Origin of the sequence: Saccharopolyspora halophila (assembly GCF_039531955.1) — a bacterium.
Taxonomy (GTDB): domain Bacteria; phylum Actinomycetota; class Actinomycetes; order Mycobacteriales; family Pseudonocardiaceae; genus Saccharopolyspora; species Saccharopolyspora halophila.
Window position 1 is genome coordinate 47,145 of sequence record NZ_BAAARA010000003.1, and the last position, 19,945, is coordinate 67,089.

The 19,945-nt window shown below is 69.6% G+C and carries 18 protein-coding genes; all 18 read left to right on the forward strand.

Features of this window, described 5'->3' with window-relative positions:
* The first annotated feature begins 131 nt into the window (after positions 1-131).
* Complete coding sequence (gene ftsH / locus ABD289_RS05500) at positions 132-2,444, forward strand: ATP-dependent zinc metalloprotease FtsH (protein ID WP_344127258.1); 2,313 nt, start codon at positions 132-134, stop codon at positions 2,442-2,444.
* 78 nt (positions 2,445-2,522) lie between these two features.
* The gene (gene folE, locus ABD289_RS05505; RefSeq protein WP_344128055.1) at positions 2,523-3,137 is read left to right on the forward strand and encodes a GTP cyclohydrolase I FolE; all 615 of its coding nucleotides are present in this window, start codon (positions 2,523-2,525) and stop codon (positions 3,135-3,137) included.
* Positions 3,137-3,982 (forward strand): dihydropteroate synthase, encoded by an 846-nt coding sequence (folP, locus tag ABD289_RS05510; protein ID WP_344127260.1) that lies wholly within the window; start codon positions 3,137-3,139, stop codon positions 3,980-3,982. Before folE ends, folP begins: the two co-directional genes overlap by 1 nt.
* Entirely contained in the window at positions 3,975-4,364 is a 390-nt protein-coding gene (gene folB, locus ABD289_RS05515) for a dihydroneopterin aldolase (RefSeq protein WP_344127262.1), read from the forward strand. The genes folP and folB overlap by 8 nt, the downstream gene beginning before the upstream one ends.
* Before the next feature lie 92 nt (positions 4,365-4,456).
* Entirely contained in the window at positions 4,457-4,951 is a 495-nt protein-coding gene (gene folK, locus ABD289_RS05520) for a 2-amino-4-hydroxy-6-hydroxymethyldihydropteridine diphosphokinase (protein WP_344127264.1), read from the forward strand.
* 24 nt (positions 4,952-4,975) lie between these two features.
* A complete protein-coding gene (locus ABD289_RS05525) occupies positions 4,976-5,461 on the forward strand; it encodes a DUF3180 domain-containing protein (RefSeq protein WP_425564574.1) in 486 nt (161 codons plus the stop codon).
* A 115-nt stretch (positions 5,462-5,576) separates the two neighbouring features.
* Positions 5,577-6,719: a DUF6779 domain-containing protein gene (locus ABD289_RS05530; RefSeq protein WP_344127267.1), complete on the forward strand. Its 1,143-nt coding sequence runs from the start codon at positions 5,577-5,579 to the stop codon at positions 6,717-6,719.
* A gap of 125 nt (positions 6,720-6,844) precedes the next feature.
* The gene (locus tag ABD289_RS05535; RefSeq protein WP_344127269.1) at positions 6,845-8,140 is read left to right on the forward strand and encodes a PrsW family intramembrane metalloprotease; all 1,296 of its coding nucleotides are present in this window, start codon (positions 6,845-6,847) and stop codon (positions 8,138-8,140) included.
* A 146-nt stretch (positions 8,141-8,286) separates the two neighbouring features.
* Positions 8,287-9,183 carry a Rossmann-like and DUF2520 domain-containing protein gene (locus tag ABD289_RS05540; protein ID WP_344128060.1) on the forward strand — a complete coding sequence of 299 codons (897 nt, stop codon included), beginning with the start codon at positions 8,287-8,289 and terminating at the stop codon, positions 9,181-9,183.
* Between the two features lie 20 nt (positions 9,184-9,203).
* The gene (gene panC, locus ABD289_RS05545; RefSeq protein ID WP_344128063.1) at positions 9,204-10,079 is read left to right on the forward strand and encodes a pantoate--beta-alanine ligase; all 876 of its coding nucleotides are present in this window, start codon (positions 9,204-9,206) and stop codon (positions 10,077-10,079) included.
* Between the two features lie 27 nt (positions 10,080-10,106).
* Entirely contained in the window at positions 10,107-10,520 is a 414-nt protein-coding gene (gene panD, locus ABD289_RS05550; RefSeq protein ID WP_344127271.1) for an aspartate 1-decarboxylase, read from the forward strand.
* A 19-nt stretch (positions 10,521-10,539) separates the two neighbouring features.
* On the forward strand, positions 10,540-11,337 hold the full coding sequence (locus tag ABD289_RS05555; protein ID WP_344127273.1) for a type III pantothenate kinase: 798 nt from the start codon (positions 10,540-10,542) through the stop codon (positions 11,335-11,337).
* Positions 11,338-11,614: 277 nt separating this feature from the next.
* Entirely contained in the window at positions 11,615-13,069 is a 1,455-nt protein-coding gene (gene lysS, locus ABD289_RS05560) for a lysine--tRNA ligase (protein WP_344128065.1), read from the forward strand.
* Between the two features lie 186 nt (positions 13,070-13,255).
* A complete protein-coding gene (locus ABD289_RS05565; RefSeq protein WP_344127275.1) occupies positions 13,256-13,612 on the forward strand; it encodes a histone-like nucleoid-structuring protein Lsr2 in 357 nt (118 codons plus the stop codon).
* A gap of 317 nt (positions 13,613-13,929) precedes the next feature.
* A complete protein-coding gene (locus tag ABD289_RS05570) occupies positions 13,930-14,991 on the forward strand; it encodes a FecCD family ABC transporter permease (RefSeq protein ID WP_344128067.1) in 1,062 nt (353 codons plus the stop codon).
* Complete coding sequence (locus ABD289_RS05575; protein ID WP_344127277.1) at positions 14,988-16,070, forward strand: FecCD family ABC transporter permease; 1,083 nt, start codon at positions 14,988-14,990, stop codon at positions 16,068-16,070. Before ABD289_RS05570 ends, ABD289_RS05575 begins: the two co-directional genes overlap by 4 nt.
* Positions 16,067-16,891: an ABC transporter ATP-binding protein gene (locus tag ABD289_RS05580; RefSeq protein WP_344127279.1), complete on the forward strand. Its 825-nt coding sequence runs from the start codon at positions 16,067-16,069 to the stop codon at positions 16,889-16,891. The genes ABD289_RS05575 and ABD289_RS05580 overlap by 4 nt, the downstream gene beginning before the upstream one ends.
* A gap of 344 nt (positions 16,892-17,235) precedes the next feature.
* The gene (locus tag ABD289_RS05585) at positions 17,236-19,791 is read left to right on the forward strand and encodes an ATP-dependent Clp protease ATP-binding subunit (protein ID WP_344127281.1); all 2,556 of its coding nucleotides are present in this window, start codon (positions 17,236-17,238) and stop codon (positions 19,789-19,791) included.
* Positions 19,792-19,945 lie beyond the last annotated feature (154 nt).

The following is a 19,945-nucleotide window of genomic DNA, read 5'->3' on the forward strand; positions in this document are numbered from 1 at the left end:
GCGGCATGGTCGTGCCCGCGCGTCGGCCGGTACGCTGGTCTGAAGGGGTTGACGGTGGGTATCCACCCGCAAGAACCGTCACCCAAAGTGACAGTCAGGGAGGGTCGAGGCCGCCCGTCGGCCGCAAGTGAATGGACCGAAAGCGCCTGCTCCGCAACCCGCTGCTGTGGATCCTGACAGCGTTTCTGTTGATCTACGCGTTCAGCGTGCTCTTCGACGAGACTCGTGCCTACCACGACGTCTCCACCTCGCAGGCCCTGGAACAGATCGCCCAGGGCAAGGTCAAGGAAGCGACCATCGAGGACAAGGAGCAGCGGGTCCGGCTGACCCTCGACGACGGACAGAGCTTCCAGGGCAGCAACCAACTCATCGCGCAGTACCCGGCCGGGGCCACCGATCAGCTGGTCAACGAGATCCGGGACGCGCAGATCTCGAACTGGAACACCAAGGTCACCCAGGACTCCGTCTGGGTGCAGATGCTGTTCTACCTGATCCCCATCGGCCTGCTCGTGCTGCTGCTGATGTGGATGATGAACAACGTCCAGGGCGGCGGCAACAAGGTACTCAACTTCGGCAAGTCCAAGGCCAAGCAGTTGACCAAGGACATGCCCAAGACGTTGTTCGGCGACGTCGCGGGTGCCGACGAGGCCGTCGAGGAACTGCACGAGATCAAGGACTTCCTGGAGGGCCCGGGCCGGTACCAGGCCCTCGGCGCCAAGATCCCGAAGGGCGTGCTGCTCTACGGCCCGCCCGGCACCGGTAAGACGCTGCTGGCCCGCGCGGTCGCGGGCGAGGCGGGCGTGCCGTTCTACTCGATCTCCGGTTCGGACTTTGTCGAGATGTTCGTCGGTGTCGGCGCCTCCCGCGTTCGCGACCTGTTCGAGCAGGCCAAGCAGAACGCGCCGTGCATCGTCTTCGTCGACGAGATCGACGCGGTCGGCCGCCAGCGGGGCGCGGGCCTCGGCGGTGGTCACGACGAGCGCGAGCAGACCCTCAACCAGCTGCTGGTCGAGATGGACGGCTTCGACTCGCGCGGTGGCATCATCCTGATCGCGGCCACCAACCGCCCGGACATCCTGGACCCGGCGCTGCTTCGCCCGGGTCGCTTCGACCGGCAGATCCCCGTGTCCGCGCCGGACCTGCGCGGTCGCCGCGCGATCCTGGGCGTGCACTCCAAGGGCAAGCCCGTCGGTCAGGACGTCGACATGGAGGGCCTGGCCAAGCGCACGGTCGGCATGTCGGGTGCGGACCTGGAGAACGTGGTCAACGAGGCCGCGCTGCTCACGGCGCGCGAGGGTGGTCAGCTGATCACCGGTGCCGCGCTGGAGGAAGCGGTCGACCGCGTGGTCGGTGGTCCGCGCCGCAAGAGCAAGATCGTCTCGGAGCGGGACAAGAAGATCACCGCTTATCACGAGGGCGGGCACGCGCTGGCGGCGTGGGCCATGCCCGACCTGGAGCCGGTCTACAAGCTCACGATCTTGCCGCGCGGCCGCACCGGTGGTCACGCGCTCGTCGTCCCCGAGGACGACAAGGACATGATGACCCGCTCGGAGATGATCGGCCGGCTGGTGTTCGCGCTGGGTGGCCGCTCCGCCGAGGAGCTGGTCTTCCACGAGCCGACCACGGGCGCCTCCAGCGACATCGAGCAGGCGACCAAGATCGCCCGCGCGATGGTCACCGAGTACGGCATGACGGCCCGGCTCGGCGCGGTGAAGTACGGCAAGGAGGAGGGCGACCCCTTCCTGGGCCGCACCGCCGGCCAGCAGGCGAACTACTCGCTCGAGGTCGCGCACGAGATCGACGAGGAGGTGCGGCGCCTCATCGAGGCCGCGCACACCGAGGCGTGGGAGGTGCTCAACACCTACCGCGACGTCCTCGACGAGCTGGTGCTCGAGGTCATCGAGAAGGAGACGCTCAACCGCAAGGACCTGGAGCGGATCTTCGACCGGGTGGAGAAGCGGCCGCGGATCACCGCGTTCAACGACTTCGGCGACCGCGTCCCGTCGGACAAGCCGCCGGTGAAGACGCCTGGTGAACTGGCCAAGGAGCGCGGCGAGCCGTGGCCTCCGGTCAAGGAGGACCCGACGCCGGCTCCGGCACCGGTGCAGAACGGCACCCAGCCGCAGGAGGACGCGCAGCAGGAGCCGCAGCAGCAGGACCAGCAGCCCGCTGGAGCCGGGGTCAACCAGGGCACCGTGCAGATCCAGCAGCCGCAGTCCGGCCAGCAGGCCCCCTCGGCGGTGCCTCCGAACTACGGTGCGCCGCCCGGGTGGACCCCGGCGACCAATCCGTCCGGTTCGAACTACCAGGCAGGCAGCCAGCAGCAGTACAACTGGACGCCTTCTTGGGAGCGGCAGCAACCGGAGCAGGGTGAATCCCAGCCTGAGCAGTCGCGGCCCGAGGGCGGCGACTCCCAGGACAACAACAGCGGCAGCGGCCGCTGACAGCTGGCGGGCACGGCGCCCGTTCGGGCGCTGAAAGCCAGTGGAGGACCAAGAGTGACCAACGCGGTCGACGAGCCGATCGGGGCGGGAGATGGCTCCCGTCCCGACGGTTCTTTCCAAGCACCGAATTTCGACCAGGCCCGCGCCGAGGCCGCCATCCGCGAGCTGCTGCTCGCGGCCGGTGAGGACCCCGAGCGCGACGGCCTGAAGGACACGCCGTCGCGGGTGGCCAGGGCCTACCGCGAGTTGTTCGCGGGCCTGTACACCGACCCGGACGAGGTGCTGTCCAAGACCTTCGACGAGGCGCACGAGGAACTCGTCCTGGTCCGCGATATTCCGGTGTACTCGCAGTGCGAGCACCACCTGCTGCCGTTCCACGGGTACGCCCACATCGGCTACATCCCGAACGAGCAGGGCCGGGTGACCGGGCTGTCCAAGCTGGCCCGGCTGGTCGACCTCTACGCCAAGCGGCCGCAGGTCCAGGAGCGGCTGACCTCGCAGGTCGCCGACGCCCTGGTGCGCAGGCTGGAGCCGCGCGGGGTGATCGTGGTGGTCGACGCCGAGCACCTGTGCATGGGCATGCGCGGGGTGCGCAAGGCCGGTTCGACGACCACTACCTCGGCCGTGCGGGGGATCTTCCGCAGCTCGGCGTCGTCGCGGTCGGAAGCGTTGTCCTTGATCAGGGGTCGTTGATGCACGCAGCACTGCCCGCACCCGCGCGCTGCGCGGTCATGGGCATCCTCAACGTGACGCCGAACTCGTTCTCCGATGGCGGGCGGTACCTCGACCAGGCGGCCGCGATCGAGCACGGTGTCGAGATGCGCCGGATGGGCGCCGACATCATCGACGTCGGTGGCGAGTCGACCCGGCCCGGTTCGGAGCGGGTCGACTCGGCGACCGAGCTCGACCGGGTGCTGCCGGTGGTTCGGGAGCTGGTGGCCGAGGGCGTGCCGGTCAGCGTGGACACCACGCGGGCCGAGGTCGCCTCGGTGACCGCGGCCGCGGGGGCCTCGCTGATCAACGACGTCTCCGGCGGCCTGGCCGATCCCGAGATGGCTCCGGTGCTGGCCGAGGCCGGACTGCCGTGGGTGCTGATGCACTGGCGCGGGCACAGCCGCGAGATGAACAGCCTCGCCGTCTACGACGACGTGGTCGGCGAGGTGCGCGAGGAGCTGCTGCGCCAGATCGATCAGGCGGTCAAGGCCGGGGTCTCCGAGGACGCGATCGTGCTCGACCCGGGCCTGGGCTTCGCCAAGACGGCGCAGCACGATTGGCAGCTGCTGCACCGCCTGGACGTGTTCGTCGACCTGGGCTTCCCGGTTCTGGTCGGCGCGTCCCGCAAGCGGTTCCTCGGCGGGTTGCTCGCCGAGGGCGGCACGCCGCGCCCGGCGGATGGCCGGGAGACCGCGACCGCGGTGGTCTCGGCGCTGTCGGCCGACCGCGGCGCGTGGGGCGTGCGGGTGCACGACGTGCGGGGTTCGCTGGACGCGGTGGCGGTCACCGCGGCTTGGCGCGACGGAGGAGCATCGATTGGCTGACCGGATCGCGCTGAGCGGGCTCCGTGTCCGGGGCAACCACGGCGTCTACGAGTACGAGAAGCGGGAAGGTCAGGACTTCCTCGTCGACATCACCCTCTGGCTCGATCTGGGCGAGGCGGCGGCGGGCGATGACCTCACCAAGACCGTGCACTACGGCGAGCTGGCCCAGCAGGCCGCCGACATCGTCGCGGGCCCGTCGCGCGACCTCATCGAGGCGGTGGCCGCCGAGATCGCCGACGCGATCATGAACGAGCAACCGGTGAGCGCCGCGGAAGTCACCATCCACAAGCCGGACGCCCCGATCTCGCACGAGTTCGCGGACGTGGCGGTCACCATCCGCCGCTCCAGAAGAGGCGGTCGCGGCCAGGTCGTCCCGGCGTAGCCGGTGACAGTTTTGCCTAGAACTGTCAGGCCTCGGCGTCCGAAATGTCCGGACAGTTTTAGGCAAAACTGCGAACCACTCGGGAGGGCGTTGTGAGTAGGGCCGTTCTTTCCGTCGGGTCGAATCTGGGGGATCGGCTCGGATACCTGCGGCTCGCCGCGGAGGGGCTCGGGGATGCTGTGGTGGCCGTGTCGCCCGTGTACGAGACGACGCCCTGGGGAGTCACCGATCAGCCCGATTTCCTGAACGCCGTGCTGATCGCCGAGGACGACGGCGTGGACGCCTGGGGCTGGCTTCGCCGCGGGCAGCAGCTGGAGCAGGAGGCCGAACGTCTCCGGGAGCAGCGCTGGGGCCCGCGCACCCTCGACGTCGACGTGGTCGCCGTGGACAGCGTGACCAGCGACGATCCGGAGCTGTTGCTGCCGCACCCGGGCACGCCGTCGCGGGCGACGGTGCTGATCCCGTGGCTGGCCGTCGACCCCGCCGCCGAACTGCCCGGGCACGGCAGGATCGCCGAGCTGCTCGGCGCGCTGCCCGCTGCGGATCTCGCGGGCGTGCGCTTTCGCGGTGACCTCGACCTGCGCTGAACGCCCGCGTGGGATGCTTGTGCTGTGGCACCGCGACGTACTGAGCAGATGAGCTTCACCCAGCCGGGACAACTGGTCGCCGCCGGATTGGTCGGCGTCGTCGTGGTCTACCTGCTGGCCCGTGTCGGCTACAGCGAGCTTCCGACGCTTCCCGTCTTCGCCGGGGCGACGCTGCTCCTCATCGCGGTGGTCGAAGTCGTCCTGGCACTCGTGCTGCGCCCTCGCGTGTTGCGCAAGCCCGGTACCGAGCCCGTCGAGTCGCTGACCGCCGCGCGGGCCGTGGCGCTGGCGAAGGCGTCCTCGCTGGCGGGCGCGATCATGGCCGGCTGCTGGCTGGGCCTGCTCGGCTACCTGGTGCCGATGCTCGAGGTGGTCGCAGCCGCCCGCCAGGACACCGTCACCGCGATCATCGGCCTGGTCAGCGCCGCCGCGCTGGTCGGTGCGGGATTGTGGCTGGAGTACGTGCTGCGCAACCCGGATGACCCGGACGAGCCGGACGACGCGGAGTGATTTCGCCGGCACTGCTCCGTTCGGAGTCCTGAAGCATCCATCGCCGCGACCAATGTGGATGCGGTTCGGGCTACCTTGAGGTCTCGAACCGATAACCGACCGGTACTGTGGCGGCATGTCGGACCCGGGCAACGCCGAAACCGAATCCACCTGGGGGCGATCGACCGCCCTGTGGGGCGGTGCGCTCGTGCTCGCAGCCGCAGCGACCGTGGTTCTGGTCCTCAGCGATGACGCGAGGCTGCTGCGCCTCGGTCTGGTCGCGGCGCTGTGGTCCGCGCTGATCGGTGCGTTCGCGGTGTCCCGGCTGCGCGACCGGGTCAACGAGGGCGAGCGGGCTGCGGCCGACCGGCAGCGCATCTACGAGCTCGAGCTGCAGCGAGAGGTCGCCGCTCGGCGCGAGTTCGAGGCGCAGGCCCAGGCGGAGGCCCGTCGGCAGGCCCGCGAGGAATCGGCCGCCGAAATCCGCTCGCTGCAGGACGAGTTGGCCAGGTTGCGCTCGACGCTGGAGCAGGTGGTCGGCGGTGACGTGCTGTTCGAGCGGGTCGCGCTGCGCGCCGAGTCCACCCGGGTGCGCTCGCTGGGCGAGCAGGGCGAGGGATCGATCGTCCAGCAGGCCCCGAACCTGCAGTCGGCCGCGAGGCCGAACATCGCGCAGCAGCTCCAGAATCGGCAGTCCTCCGCGCAGCCACCGGGCGCGCAGCAATCGACGCAGCAGGTATCGGTGCAGCAAGCGACGCAGCGGACCTCCGCGCCGCAGCCGACCCAGCAGCAGGCTGCGCCTCCCCAGGGCGTCGAGCAGCAGGCCGGCACGCAGCAGACCCCCGCGCCGCAGCCGCCGGGCCGCCCGATCACCGCGAAGCCGAAGCCGTCCCCGGTGAAACCCGATGTGCGCCCGGCGAAACCGAATTCCCCCGCCGCCCAGCCGACGGCGCCCGAGGCGGAGCCGGTAGCTCAGGCGGCGCGCGCGGCGAAGACGGACGCGACCCAGCAGACCGAGGTGATCTCGCAGATCTCCGGCCAGGTCCCGCTGGAGGATCCCCCCACCCGTCAGCGGCCGCGGGTGAAGCAGCAGGCGTCACCGACCCGCCCGACACCGGCCCGCCCGGAACGCCCAGCGCGCAGGGCCGAGCCGCCCAAGCCGGAGCCGGTCGAGGAGGACTCCGGGGCTCATGCTGCGGGGACCTCGGTCAACGATCTGCTCGCCGCTTACGGCACCAGCGGCAACGCGACGCAGCGCAAGCGCCGCCGTCACTCCTGATCCCCGCCACGTGCGGGGAGCGCGGCTGAACCCCGGTTTCCGGGAGCCGCGGCGACACCGCTTCCGCTCGATCGAAGACGTGGCGCTTGGGGCGTGCCCGGAGGACGACCAATAGGCTCTGGGGCGTGTCGCTTCATGATCTTCCGGAGCCGGGTGGGGACGTCTCCCGCGCGCGGCGGTTGCAGAGCCGCAAGCACCACGCCGTCGGTTGGCCGATCGCCGGTCTGATCCTGCTGGCCATGGTCGGGCTGGTGATGTTCGGCGTCGCCACCTCCCGAGTGGGCACCAACGCGGGGCTGTTCGGTGCGATCATCGCGCTGCTGCCGGTCGGCATCGTGGTGGCCGCGATCGTGTGGATGGACCGCTGGGAACCCGAACCGCCGATGCTGATGCTCGGCGCGTTCCTGTGGGGCGCGGGCGGGGCCACGGCGTGCTCGCTGCTGCTGAACAACACCTCGATCTCGGTGTCCAACGCGCTGTTCGGCGCCGACAACACGTTCTTCCTCGCCGTGGTCATGGGGCCGATCGTGGAGGAGGCGGCCAAGGCGCTGTTCGTGTTCGCGCTCTGGTGGCGTCGGCGCACGGAGTTCAACGGCCTGGTCGACGGCGTCGTCTACGCCGCGCTGACCGCGGCTGGCTTCGCGTTCACCGAGAACATCCTGTACTTCGGAAAGGCGTTCGCCGACGGTGGTCTCGGCGGTCCGTGGCTGATGGTGTTCGTGCTGCGCGGGGTCCTCGCGCCGTTCTCGCACCCGCTGTTCACCGCGATGTTCGGTCTCGCGGTCGGGCTGGCCGCCTCCCGCGCGCGCACTCGCGCGATCCAGGCCGGCTACCTGCTCGGCGGCTACCTCGGCGCGGTGCTGCTGCACGCGGTGTGGAACAGCGCCACCTTCCTCGGCGGCACCGAGTTCATCAACATGTACTTCCTGATCATGGTGCCGGTGTTCCTCGGGACGTTCGCGCTCATCTACTGGCAGCGCAAGCGCGAGCAGCGCATCGTCGTCGAGCAGCTGCCCAAGCTGGAGCGGGCCGGGCTGGTCGCGCGCAGCGAGATGCAGATGCTGGCCAGTCTCGCCGGTCGGCAGGGCTGGCGACGCAAGGTCCGGAACAAGTCCGGCAGCCAGGCCGCGAAGTCGGTGCGCGACTACCAGATCGCGGTCACCGAGCTCGCGTTCCTGCAGCACCGGGCCGAGGAGGGGCGCACGACCAGCGCAGCCCGGCGGGCGCGGCGGGAGAAGCTGATCGAGGACCTCAAGCATGCTCGCCGCTCCGCCGCGGGCAGGCAGGAGGCGATCCAGACCGCCAAGATCAAGGTGGGCGAGCTGACGCAAGCCGTCCCGAAGCCGAAGCGCGGCGGGCAGCCCTCGGAGTCGTCGCGGCCGCCGCAGCAACGCCCGCAGCAGCCGCGATCGCGGGACTGACTTGCGCGGAAGTGTGACACCGCGCTCGCCGAGCGTGGTTCTCGCCACCTGGGATGCCGCGGGGCGGTGGTGGCGGGCTACTCTCGCGGCTGCTGTCCGGTACCCGGGAATTCGGGACTGGAACGGTATGGGAGGACGACGTGGCGATGCCTGCTGGTCGCACGGGCCCTCGGTTGCGCGTCGGAGTGATCTCCGCCGGCCGGGTCGGCGCCGTGCTGGGCGCGGCTCTGCGACGCGCGGGGCACGAGGTCATCGCGGCATCCGCGGTGTCGGAGGCCTCGCAGCGGCGAGCCGAGGAACTGCTCCCGGACGCGGCCGTGATGCCGCCCGACGAGGTCGCCAGGCAGGCCGACCTGGTGCTGCTGGCGGTCCCCGACGACGCCCTCGCGGGCCTGGTCCGCGGGCTGGTCAACACCGAATCGCTGCGCGCGGGGCAGATGCTGCTGCACACCTCGGGTGCGCACGGTTCTGCCGTGCTGGCGCCCGCCGCCGAGCTCGGCGTGCTCACGGTTGCCATGCACCCCGCGATGACCTTCACCGGTCGCGCGGAGGACGTCGAGCGCCTGACCAACGCCTGCATGGCGGTCACCGCGGGCGCGAACGAGGCGGGCTGGCACGTCGGTGAGGCGCTGGCCCTCGAGCTGGGCATGGAGCCCGTGCAGGTTCCGGAGGAGTCCCGGCAGCTGTACCACGCCGCGCTGACGCACGGCGCCAATCACCTGATCACGCTGGTCAACGAGTGCTCCGCGCTGTTGCGCGAGGCCGGTGTGGAGGTGCCGGACCGGGTGATGGCGCCGCTGCTGTCGGCTTCCCTGGACAACGCGCTGCGGTTCGGCGACCGGGCCATCACCGGGCCCGTGATGCGCGGCGACGCGGATACCGTGCGCACCCACCTGCGGGTGCTGGCCGAAACCGATCCGGCCGTGGTCGACGGCTACCGCGAGCTGGCGCGCCGCACCGCCGACCGCGCCACCCGCAGCGGTCTGCTGCGCGCCGATGGCGCCGAGGACGTAGCAGCGGCTCTCGACGAGGAGCCGTCATGAACCGAGACGATGGAGCCACCATGAGCGCAGCCGACAACCCGGGTTTCCGGCGTGGCGAGCTGACCGTCCACAACGACCCGGCCGAGCTGGCCAGGGTCACCCGCGCGCTGCAGGCCACCGGCCGCACGGTCCACCTGGTTCCCACCATGGGTGCGCTGCACCGCGGTCACCTGGAGATGATCCGCCGCGCCCGCGACGTCAACGCCGTGATCGTGGTGTCGATCTTCGTCAACCCGCTGCAGTTCGGGCCGAACGAGGACTACGACCGCTACCCGCGCGCCTTCGAGGCCGACGTCGAGGCCTGCCGGGAAGCGGGCGTGAGCATCGTCTTCGCGCCCGGGGTGGAGGACATGTACCCGCCGGGGCGGCAGCTGTCGGTGCAGGCGGGCCCGCTCGGTGAGGAGCTGGAGGGAGCCAGCCGCAAGGGGCACTTCGACGGGATGCTCACCGTGGTGCTCAAGCTGCTCAACATCGTGCGCCCGAACCTGGCGTTCTTCGGCGAGAAGGACTACCAGCAGCTCACCCTGATCCGGAAGATGGCGCGCGAGTTCAACCTGGACGCCGACATCCAGGGGATCCCGACGATCCGGGAGGCCGACGGCCTGGCGCTGTCCTCGCGCAACGCCTACCTGTCCGAGGAGCAGCGCGGCAGCGCGCTGGCCCTGTCCGCCGCGCTGACCGCGGGCGCGCACGCGGGCAAGCACGGGCCGCGGGCCGTGCTCGACGCGGCGCGCGAGGTGCTGGCCACCGAACCCGCGGTGGAGCTCGACTACCTCGAGCTGCGCGACCCCGAGTTGGGCCCCGCCCCCGAGGAGGGCGAGGCACGCCTGCTGGTGGCGGCCAAGGTCGGCACCACCCGGCTGATCGACAACGCCAAGGTGCTGTTGGGCGAGTGAACCGCTCGCCCGCAAGGGAGGACCGCCATGTTCCGCACCATGCTCAAGTCCAAGATCCACCGGGCCACGGTCACCCAGGCCGACCTGCACTACGTGGGTTCGGTGACCGTCGACGCCGACCTGATGGAGGCCGCCGACCTGCTCGAGGGTGAGCAGGTGGCGATCGTCGACGTCACCAACGGCGCCCGGCTGGAGACCTACGTGATCACCGGCGAGCGCGGCTCCGGCGTGATCGGGATCAACGGTGCCGCCGCGCACCTGATCGAGCCCGGTGACATCGTCATCCTGATCGCCTATGGCGTGATGGACGACGCCGAGGCCCGCACCTACCGGCCGAACGTGATCTTCGTGGACGCCGACAACAAGGCGGTCGAGCTGGGTACCGACCCGGGCCGCGCTCCGGCCGGGTCCGGCCTGCTCACCTCGGCCGCCCACAGCTGACCCGGAAGGACACCACGCGGTGCTGCTGGCCATCGACGTCGGAAACACCAACATCGTGCTCGGTCTCTACGCCGACGTCGCGGATCCGCCGGACGTCGCCGCGACGCTGGTCCGGGACTGGCGGATGCGCACCGAGCCGCGCATGACCGCCGACGAGATGGCGCTGACCATGCGCGGCCTGCTCGGCGAGTACGTCGACCAGGTCACCGGCATCGCCGCGCTGTCCACGGTGCCCGCGCTGCTGCGGGAGCTGCGCGTGATGCTCGGTCGCTACTGGACCGACATCCCGCAGGTGGTCGTCGAGCCGGGCGTGCGCACGGGTGTCCCGCTGCTGGTCGACAACCCGAAGGAGGTCGGCGCCGACCGGGTGATCAACACGCTGGCGGCGCACCACCTGCACGCGACCAACTGCGTCGTGGTCGACTTCGGGACCTCGACCAACATCGACGCCATCTCGTCCAAGGGCGAGTTCCTGGGCGGGGCCTTCGCTCCCGGCGTGGAGATCTCGCTGGACGCGCTGGCCTCGCGCGCCGCGCAGCTGCGCAAGGTCGAGCTGGTCCGCCCGCGCTCGGTGATCGGCAAGAACACGGTCGAGTGCCTGCAGTCGGGCATCCTGTACGGGTTCGCGGGCCAGGTCGACGGCCTGGTGGGGCACATCGTCGAGGAGCTCGAGTCCACCCACGGCGGTCCCACGACCGTGCTGGCCACCGGCGGTCTCGCCCCGCTGGTGGTGCAGGAGTCGTCGACCATCACCGACCACGTCCCGGACCTGACCCTGCTGGGTCTGCGGCTGGTCTACGACCGCAACTTCCGCTGACCGGTCCGAATTCGCACCAACTCGCCGAGCGGCAACCCGTGCTCGTTGACCCGAACGGTGCGAACCGCGCAAAACACTCGAAAACGCACCCCCGATTTCCAGGTAATTCCGGGCAACGAATCCGAGGGAAATCGTTGGCCGGCGGGGGAGGGCCCGGTCGGGCGGCCTGGTCGTGGGGGGATCTCGGGGGATCCGTACCCTTGGTCCCGTGACTGACCAGGACCGTTCCAATCCCCCGGCAACCAGCGCTGACGGCGTCGAAGACCTGCCGGAACAGATGCGGATCCGGCGGGAGAAGCGGGAGCGCCTGCTCGACGCCGGTGTCGATCCCTACCCGGTGACCCTGCCGATCACGCACGAGCTCGCCGAGATCCGCGCCACCCACGAGGGCCTCGAGGCCGACACCGCCACCGGCGAGCAGGTCGGCATCGCGGGCCGAGTGATGTTCCTGCGCAACACCGGCAAGCTGTGCTTCGCCACGCTGCGCGCGGGCGATGGCACCGAGCTGCAGGCGATGCTCAGCCTCAAGCAGGTCGGCGAGGAATCGCTGACCTCCTGGAAGGCCGAGGTCGACCTGGGCGACCACGTGTTCGTGCACGGCGAGGTGATCACCTCCCGCCGCGGCGAGCTGTCGGTGATGGCCGACGAGTGGCGGATGGCCGCCAAGTCGCTGCGCCCGCTGCCGGTGATGCACAAGGACCTCGCCGAGGAAATGCGCGTGCGGCAGCGCTACGTCGATCTGATCGTGCGCAAGCAGGCCGCCGAGACGGTGCGCACTCGGGCCAAGGTGCAGCGCTCGCTGCGCGATTCCTTCGAGGACCGCGGATTCATCGAGGTGGAAACCCCGATGCTGCAGACCCTGCAGGGCGGTGCCGCCGCGCGTCCGTTCACCACGCATTCCAACGCCTTCGACATGGAGCTGTTCCTGCGGATCGCTCCGGAGTTGTATCTGAAGCGTTGTGTGGTCGGCGGGATCGAGAAGGTTTTCGAGATCAACAGGAACTTCCGCAACGAGGGAAGTGATTCCTCTCACTCGCCCGAGTTCGCGATGCTGGAGTTCTACCAGGCGTACGCCGATTACAACGACATGGCCGCGCTGACCCGCTCGCTGATCCAGGAAGCGGCGGAGCGGCTCACCGGTTCCCAGGTCGTCACCTGGGCCGACGGAACCGAGTACGACCTTTCCGGCGAGTGGGCGACGTTGACGATGTACGAGTCGTTGTCCGACGCCCTCGAATCCGAAATCACGCCGGAAACTTCCGTCGAGGCCCTGCGCAAGCACGCCGATGCGGTCGGATTGCAGGTCGACCAGGCCGCGGGGCACGGAAAGCTCGTCGAAGAGCTGTGGGAGCACCTGGTCGGTGACCATTTGACCGCCCCCACCTTCGTGCGCGACTTCCCGGTGGAGACTTCGCCGCTGACGCGGCAGCACCGGGACAAGCCCGGGCTCGCGGAAAAGTGGGATCTCTACGTTCGCGGCTTCGAGCTCGCGACCGGTTACTCCGAACTGGTCGACCCGGTGGTGGAACGGCAGCGCCTCGAGGAGCAGGCACGTCTCGCGGCCGAGGGCGACGCCGAGGCAATGCCGGTTGACGAGGACTTTCTCCGCGCGCTCGAGTACGGAATGCCGCCCTCCGGTGGTGTGGGAATGGGTATCGACCGGTTGTTGATGGCGTTGACCGGTCTCGGTATCCGGGAGACGATCCTGTTCCCCTTGGTCCGTCCGGAATGACCCGATCAGGGGCGCGGCTGAATTTTCCCGACTGGATGAGTGCATTATCCAAGGTGCTGCGCTAACCTGACGGCAGAATGTGTCGGTGACGGCAATTGGCGTACTAGCGAGGGAGTTCTCGTTGCTCCCGGCGAGGTGGTCGCTGTCCCGCTAATGCACAATTTTGCTCCGGGGAGGACTTCGAAGATGGCGCAGAAGGTCACTGTCACCCTTGTCGACGACCTAGATGGGGGCCAGGCCGACGAAACCGTTGAGTTCGGTTTGGACGGCGTGTCCTACCAGATCGACCTTTCCGCGGACAATGCTGGCGAGTTGCGCGAAGCGATGGCCAACTACGTGTCCAGCGCGCGTCGCGCGGGCGGCCGCAAGAAGCCGGGTCCGCGGCCGGGTTCGGGTTCCGGGCGTTCTTCGAGCGGTTCCACGAGTGCCGATCGAGAGCAGAACCAGGCCATTCGGGAATGGGCTCGCAAGCGCGGCCTGAAGGTGTCGGATCGGGGTCGCATCCCGGCCGACATCGTCGAGCAGTACCACCAGGCGAACTGAAGAGCCTTCGCAAGAGAGGCGTTTGCGCGGTCATCGGCCGGGGCGAACGCCTCTCATTGCGTTCGGACAACCGATTTCACCGTTTACCCGTTGCGCGGGAAACGTTGGTCGGTCCACGCAATTGGCGCAGTGCGAAGTTCTCCGGGCGCGCGAGAGGCCCGGGCGAGGAGCACCGGTACTCGTTCTTCCGGTTCGTCCGGGTCGCCGCGCGCGACTGTGACCGCAGACATTCCGCCCCGCTCTGTCGGTAAGGCTTAGGTTGTCCTAACCTTGTTTACGTCCGGGTGAGCGGCAGAGTGGAGTGGGACGTGGCGCGCATGGTGGCCGTGGACGGCCCGGCCGAATCGCGGGCGTTCGAAACCGGGTCCCAGCGCCTCCGGCAACGCCGCAGCCGCCGCGTCACCGGTCTTCTCGTGCTGCTCGCGCTGGTGCTCGTCAGCACCGCGCTGAGCGTCGCGGTCGGCGCCAAGACGATCTCGCTCGCCGACGTGTGGAGCGGTCTCGTGGCCCCCACCGGCACCGAGAACGATCTGATCATCCAAGAGCTGCGGGTCCCGCGGACCATCGTCGGCGTGCTGGCGGGCATCGCCCTCGGCCTGGCGGGCGCGCTGATGCAGGGGCACACCCGCAACCCGATCGCCGATCCCGGCATCCTCGGCATCACCCACGGCGCGGGTCTGGGCGTGGTGCTGGCCGTCTACACCTTCGGCATCTCCACCCTGTTCGGCTTCATCTGGTTCGGCTTCGCCGGTGCCCTGCTCGGCGCGCTGGCCGTGTTCAGCATCGGCTCGATCGGCCGCGGCGGGCCGACCCCGGTGACCCTGGCCCTGGCGGGCATGGCGATCAGCTACCTGCTGCAGGCCATCACCTCGGCGCTGGTGCTCACCGACCAGCAGACGATGGACACCTACCGGTTCTGGAAGGTCGGGTCGATCGCGGTCACCGATCCGTCGGTGATCCCGCAGGTCCTGCCCTTCCTGGTGGTCGGCATCGTGATCGCGCTGGCCAACGCCGCCAGCCTCAACGCGCTGGCGCTGGGCGAGGACGTCGCCCGCTCCCTCGGTCACCGGGTGGTGCTGGCGCGCCGGGCGGGCATCGGAGCGATCGCGGTGCTGGTCGGCGGCACCGTGGCCATCTGCGGGCCGATCGGCTTCGTCGGGCTGGTGGTGCCGCACGTGGCCCGGTTCTTCACCGGCGCCGACTACCGCTGGCTGTTGCCCTTCGCCGCGCTGCTCGGTTCCTCGCTGGTGCTGCTGGCGGACGTGGCCGGCCGTCTCGTCGCCCGACCGGGTGAGGTGCAGGTCGGGGTGATGCTGGCGCTGGTCGGCGCGCCGTTCTTCATCGCGCTGGTCCGACGCCGGAAGTTGGTGCGCTTGTGACGACCACCCAACAACGCCCGAGCGCGGAGCGCAGGTCGCTGCGCGTCGGCCCGTTCTCCGGTGTGCTGCGCCCCCGGCCGGTCGCCGCGCTGCTCGGCGGGCTGATCGCGCTGCTGGTGCTGTTCGTGATCAACATCGGGCTCGGCGAGTACCCGATCAGCCCGATCGAGGTGCTCGCGACGTTGTTCGGAGCGGGCGACCACGCGCAGCAGATCATCATCTGGGAGCTGCGGATGCCCCGGTCGCTGACCGGGTTGTTCGTGGGCGCCGCCCTGGGCTTGTCCGGCGCGATCATGCAGGCGCTGGCCCGCAACCCGCTCGCGAGCCCGGACATGCTGGGCATCACCTGGGGCGCGGGCACCATGGCCACCGCAGCCATCGTCTTCGGCGGGACCTCCGGGAGCGTGGTCGGCGCGCTGGCGGACTACGGGCTGCCGATGGTGGCCCTGGCGGGCGGTCTCTTCACCGGCCTCGCCGTCTACCTGCTGGCCTACAACCGCGGCGTGGACTCCTACCGCCTGGTGCTCGTGGGCGTCGGGATCAGCGCGCTGGCGGGCAACGCCACCTACTGGCTGCTCACCGTCGGTGACGTCACCGACGCGGGTCGCGCGATGGTGTGGCTGACCGGCAGCCTCAACGCCCGGGGCTGGGAGCACGTGATCCCCACGGCGATCGCGCTGGGCGTGCTCGTCCCGCTCGCGCTCGTCGGCGCGCACGTGCTGGGTGCCCTGCAGTTCGACGACGACACGGTGCGCGCGCTCGGTGTGCGGATGGATCTGGCGCGCGGACTTCTGCTGCTCGCCTCGGTCGTGCTGGCCTCGATCGCTACCGCCGCGGCCGGGCCGATCCAGTTCGTCGCCCTGGCGACTCCGCAGATCGCGTTGCGGCTGGCGCAGACCCCGCGACCGCCGCTGCTGACCTCGGCCGTGCTCGGCGGGGCGCTGGTCGTCGGCGCCGACCTCATCTCCCGCGTCGCCTTCGGCACGCTGGAACTGCCGGTCGGCATCGTCACCGCGATCCTGGGTGCTCCGTACCTGATCTACCTGCTCATCCGTCGGTACCGGGAGGTCCGAACATGACCGCGTCCACCCAGACCACGCAGGTGACGGCACGGCGGCTGCAGGCCGAGCACCTGCGGCTGGCGTACGGTGAGCGCGTCGTCGCCGACGACCTGGACTTCGAGGTCGTCGGCGGCACCATCACCGCGGTCATCGGCCCGAACGGCTGCGGCAAGTCCACCCTGCTGCGCGCCCTGGGCAGACTGCTCGAGCCCAAGCGCGGCGAGGTGCTGCTCGACGGCAAGCGCATCCACAAGATGTCGACCAAGGAGGTCGCCCGGGTGCTGGGCGTCCTGCCGCAGTCCCCGCAGGCCCCGGAGGGCCTCACGGTGGCCGATCTGGTCGCTCGCGGCAGGCACCCGCACCAGTCCTGGTACCGGCAGTGGTCCAGCGATGACGAGTCGGCGGTGGCCGAGGCGCTGGGCATGACCGGCATCGCGGACCTGGCCGACCGCACCATCGACGAGCTCTCCGGCGGTCAGCGGCAGCGCGCCTGGCTGTCGATGGCGCTGGCGCAGGGCACCGATCTGCTGCTGCTCGACGAGCCCACCACCTACCTGGACCTCTCGCACCAGGTCGACGTGCTGGAGCTGATCGGGCAGCTGCACGACGCGAGCGGACGTACGGTCGTGATGGTCCTGCACGACCTCAACCTCGCCGCCCGCTACGCCGATCGCCTGGTGGCGATGAAGGACGGCGCGGTCGTGGCTGCGGGCGAACCGGGCGAGGTGCTCACCGAGCAGCTCCTCGCCGAGGTCTTCGATCTCAGCGCGCGCGTGATCGAGGACCCGGTCGCGGGTACCCCGATGGTGGTTCCGATCGGGGGGCGGAAGGCCGGATGAACGGTCGGGGCGGCTCACCAGGAACGGCCGCCCCTCGGAAGTCGAGAGCAACATCAACAGCGCCACTGGTCCGCCGGAACTCGCAGCGCGATCACGCACGGTGATCACGGGGCGGGGCTCCGGTGTTCGCGCTCAGCGGACATGTTCCGAGATCAGGAATCTCGCAGGCCAACGGGCCGTTGGTCGGGGTGGCGGGCAAGAATGTGGTGCAGCGGGCACGGACCGCGACCGGGGTCGGCTACTACAGTGGTCCCCAAGAGTGCTGAACCCGTCGTGGATATCGGCGTAGCGCTAAAGCCGTGTCCCCGGAACTAGACCGCCGGCGCAGCAGTCAGGGAGTGCGAATGTTCGAGAGGTTCACCGACCGCGCGAGGCGGGTGGTTGTCCTGGCCCAGGAAGAGGCCCGGATGCTCAACCACAACTACATCGGCACCGAGCACATTCTCCTGGGCTTGATCCACGAGGGTGAGGGTGTCGCCGCCAAGGCGCTGGAGTCGCTGGGGATCGCGCTGGAGGGCGTGCGCCAGCAGGTCGAGGAGATCATCGGCCAGGGGCAGCAGGCCCCCAGCGGACACATCCCGTTCACCCCACGGGCCAAGAAGGTGCTGGAGCTGTCGCTGCGGGAGGCGCTGCAGCTCGGCCACAACTACATCGGCACCGAGCACATCCTGCTCGGGCTGATCCGCGAGGGCGAAGGCGTCGCCGCCCAGGTGCTCGTCAAGCTCGGCGCGGACCTCAACCGGGTGCGCCAGCAGGTGCTGCAGCTGCTCTCCGGCTACCAGGGCAAGGAGCCGGCCGAGGCCGGCGGCCGCAGCGAGGGCACGCCGTCCTCGTCGCTCGTGCTGGACCAGTTCGGACGCAACCTCACCCAGGCTGCGCGCGAGGGCAAGCTCGATCCGGTTATAGGACGGGACAAGGAAATCGAGCGGATCATGCAGGTCCTGTCCCGCCGCACCAAGAACAACCCGGTGCTCATCGGTGAAGCCGGTGTCGGCAAGACCGCGGTCGTCGAGGGGCTGGCCTCGCAGGTCGTCAAGGGCGAGGTGCCCGAGACCCTCAAGGAGAAGCAGCTCTACACCCTCGACCTGGGTTCGCTGGTCGCCGGTTCCCGCTACCGCGGTGACTTCGAGGAGCGCCTGAAGAAGGTGCTCAAGGAGATCAAGACCCGCGGCGACATCATCCTGTTCATCGACGAGATCCACACGCTGGTCGGTGCCGGTGCCGCCGAGGGCGCGATCGACGCGGCCAGCATCCTCAAGCCGATGCTGGCGCGTGGTGAGCTGCAGACCATCGGCGCCACCACGCTCGAGGAGTACCGCAAGTACGTCGAGAAGGACCCGGCCCTCGAGCGCCGGTTCCAGCCGATCCAGGTCGGCGAGCCCTCGCTGGAGCACACGGTCGAGATCCTCAAGGGTCTGCGGGACCGCTACGAGGCGCACCACCGCGTGTCGATCACCGATGGCGCGCTGGCCTCGGCGGCGAGCCTGGCCGACCGCTACATCAACGACCGGTACCTGCCGGACAAGGCGATCGACCTGATCGACGAGGCCGGTGCCCGGATGCGCATCCGCCGGATGACCGCTCCGCCGGACCTGCGCGAGTTCGACGAGAAGATCGCCGACGTGCGCCGCGAGAAGGAGTCCGCGATCGACGCGCAGGACTTCGAGCGGGCCGCTCGCCTGCGGGACGAGGAGAAGCAGCTCCTCGGCCAGAAGGAGGAGCGGGAGAAGCAGTGGAAGGCCGGTGACCTGGACGTCGTCGCCGAGGTCGACGACGAGCAGATCGCGGAGGTGCTGGCCAACTGGACCGGCATCCCGGTCTTCAAGCTCACCGAGGAGGAGACCAGCCGGCTGCTCCGCATGGAGACCGAGCTGCACAAGCGGATCATCGGTCAGGACGACGCGGTCAAGGCGGTGGCCCAGGCCATCCGGCGCACCCGTGCCGGCCTGAAGGACCCGAAGCGCCCGTCCGGCTCGTTCATCTTCGCCGGCCCGTCCGGTGTGGGTAAGACCGAGCTGTCCAAGGCGCTGGCCGAGTTCCTCTTCGGCGACGACGACTCGCTCGTGCAGATCGACATGGGTGAGTTCCACGACCGCTACACCGCCTCGCGGCTGTTCGGTGCCCCGCCCGGGTACGTCGGCTACGAGGAGGGCGGCCAGCTCACCGAGAAGGTCCGCCGCAAGCCGTTCTCGGTGGTGCTCTTCGACGAGATCGAGAAGGCGCACACCGAGATCTACAACACCTTGCTGCAGGTGCTGGAGGACGGTCGCCTGACCGACGGTCAGGGCCGCATGGTGGACTTCAAGAACACGGTGCTGATCTTCACCTCCAACCTCGGTACCGGGGACATCTCCAAGGCCGTTGGTCTCGGCTTCTCCAGCGGCCAGGACGCCGACTCGAACTACGAGCGGATGAAGTCCAAGGTCAACGAGGAGATGAAGAAGCACTTCCGGCCCGAGTTCCTCAACCGGATCGACGACGTCATCGTCTTCCACCAGCTCACCGAGAACGAGATCGTCCAGATGGTCGACCTGCTCGCGGGCCGTGTGGAGAAGGCGCTCAAGGGCAAGGACATGTCCCTGGAGCTGACCGACAAGGCGAAGAGGCTGCTGGCCAAGCGCGGGTTCGACCCGGTGCTGGGTGCGCGGCCGCTGCGCCGGACGATCCAGCGCGAGGTCGAGGACAGGCTCTCCGAGAAGATCCTGTTCGGCGAGGTCGAAGCCGGCCAGATCGTCATCGTCGATGTCGAGGGCTGGGACGAGGAAGGCGCCGACGACAAGGCCCACTTCACCTTCCGCGGTGAGAACCGGCCGTCGGCGGTGCCGGACGCCCCGCCGGTCAGCGTTTCCTCCGCCCAGGGCGAGGACGAGTCCCAGAACGGCGGCGACTCCGAGTCCTGATCAGGCTGAGAACGGCCCCCGCACCCGCTCTCCGGGTGCGGGGGCCGTTTCGCGTTCGCCGGATCTGCCGCGATCGGGGTCTTCAGGCGTAGCCTGGCTTCTGGTGTGCCGGGAAGTCTGGTCGGCGGAGTCGTGCGGAACTCGGGAGAGAAGG

Coding starts and splice junctions, on each gene's coding strand:
- ftsH (WP_344127258.1), top strand. CDS start 132: ATGGACCGAAAGCGCCTGCTCCGCAACCCGCTGCTGTGGATCCTGACA.
- folP (WP_344127260.1), top strand. CDS start 3,137: ATGCACGCAGCACTGCCCGCACCCGCGCGCTGCGCGGTCATGGGCATC.
- ABD289_RS05530 (WP_344127267.1), top strand. CDS start 5,577: ATGTCGGACCCGGGCAACGCCGAAACCGAATCCACCTGGGGGCGATCG.
- ABD289_RS05540 (WP_344128060.1), top strand. CDS start 8,287: ATGCCTGCTGGTCGCACGGGCCCTCGGTTGCGCGTCGGAGTGATCTCC.
- panC (WP_344128063.1), top strand. CDS start 9,204: ATGAGCGCAGCCGACAACCCGGGTTTCCGGCGTGGCGAGCTGACCGTC.
- panD (WP_344127271.1), top strand. CDS start 10,107: ATGTTCCGCACCATGCTCAAGTCCAAGATCCACCGGGCCACGGTCACC.
- lysS (WP_344128065.1), top strand. CDS start 11,615: ATGCGGATCCGGCGGGAGAAGCGGGAGCGCCTGCTCGACGCCGGTGTC.
- ABD289_RS05565 (WP_344127275.1), top strand. CDS start 13,256: ATGGCGCAGAAGGTCACTGTCACCCTTGTCGACGACCTAGATGGGGGC.
- ABD289_RS05570 (WP_344128067.1), top strand. CDS start 13,930: ATGGTGGCCGTGGACGGCCCGGCCGAATCGCGGGCGTTCGAAACCGGG.
- ABD289_RS05580 (WP_344127279.1), top strand. CDS start 16,067: ATGACCGCGTCCACCCAGACCACGCAGGTGACGGCACGGCGGCTGCAG.
- ABD289_RS05585 (WP_344127281.1), top strand. CDS start 17,236: ATGTTCGAGAGGTTCACCGACCGCGCGAGGCGGGTGGTTGTCCTGGCC.